The sequence below is a fragment of the Desulfurellaceae bacterium genome (assembly GCA_021296095.1).
In the GTDB taxonomy this organism is placed as follows: Bacteria; Desulfobacterota; Binatia; order Bin18; family Bin18; genus JAAXHF01.
Genome location: JAGWBB010000174.1, coordinates 1 through 1,251, shown reverse-complemented (window position 1 = coordinate 1,251; position 1,251 = coordinate 1). Strand labels below are relative to the sequence as shown.

General features: G+C 60.0%; 1 protein-coding gene. It reads left to right on the top strand.

Annotated elements, in window-relative coordinates; translation table 11 throughout:
* Positions 1-61 precede the first annotated feature (61 nt).
* On the top strand, positions 62-1,251 hold a 1,190-nt coding region (locus J4F42_22470), incomplete at its 3' end, for a hypothetical protein (GenBank protein MCE2488288.1).

Genomic DNA, 1,251 nt, shown 5'->3' with positions numbered 1-1,251 from the left:
TGTCCGCGATATCTGCCACAAGCCGGCTCCGCTTCTTGAGCTTCCTGAAAGGAGTGTTTGGATGCATATGGTCTCTCGGCTGTCGAAGATTCTTGGCTGTTTAAGTGTGCTCGGTCTGGTTGTGCTGTCTGGCGTCGAGTCGTGGGCGATTATCAACCTGCGCGACGACCTGGAACTCGAAGGCTTTATGCAGAGCCAGGCCGTACTGCGTACCCCGCAGTACCAAGACGCCACCCTGGTTGTCCAGCGCAACAGCATACAGCTGGAAAATACCTGGAACTTCATCCGCAACAGCCAAACCTCCATCGGCGGCCTGTCGACCGGATGGCTCGAAGAGGCGACCTTCAAGCTCATCTACCGCTTTGCCTATGACTCGACCTATGACATTTCCGACTCGCGGCGCGAGCACTTCACCAAGGGCCAGCGTTCTCAGCTGAAGTTTGAGAACTGGATCCGTGAAGCCTATGTGGACCTGGCCCTCCCGCCCGTTACCCTGCGCATCGGCCGCCAACAGGTCATCTGGGGCGAGACCGACACCTTCCGGGCCCTGGACGTCATCAATCCCTTGGACACCTCCTGGCACTGGGCTCGCGAACCCTGGGAGGATATTCGCTTCCCGCTGTTCATGACCCGTGCCATCTACGATATCGGGAAATTCGGGCCGTTTGAGGAGTCGTTTATCGAGGGCATCTGGATCCCGGGCGATTTCAAACGGCCGTGGGGTTACTACGGCTCACGGCGTCGCGGACCGGTCAACACGGCCATTGTGGGCGACCAGGTGATCGATCTGGTCACGCCGGTACAGGAAAAAAAGCCCGACTGGCAGCTGAAAAACAGCGAGCTGGGGGTGCGCTTCAAGGCTGTCTACGGTCTGGTTGACTTTGGCCTGCACTACTTCTGCACCCTGTCCGACACGACCGGGGTCAAGGTCCGCAGTGACCGTGCTCGCCTCGAAGGCAACCTCCTGACGGTCCCGCTCGACCTGGTCAACCCGCGCAGCCATGTGGTCGGCGTGTCGGCCAACTACTCCGAGGAGATCTATACCCAGGCCGTCTACCGGATCGAAGCCACCTATACCACCGGCCTCCCGATGGGGATGGACACGCGGGACCCGCGCGGCGTTCCCCTCCGGTTGGACAAAGACCGCAACAGCTACAAAACCACCGAGCAGACCCTGTTGATGCTGGCCTTTGACCGGCCGACCTGGATTCGGCCGCTGAACAGCCTGCGGACCTTTTTTATCAGCGGTCA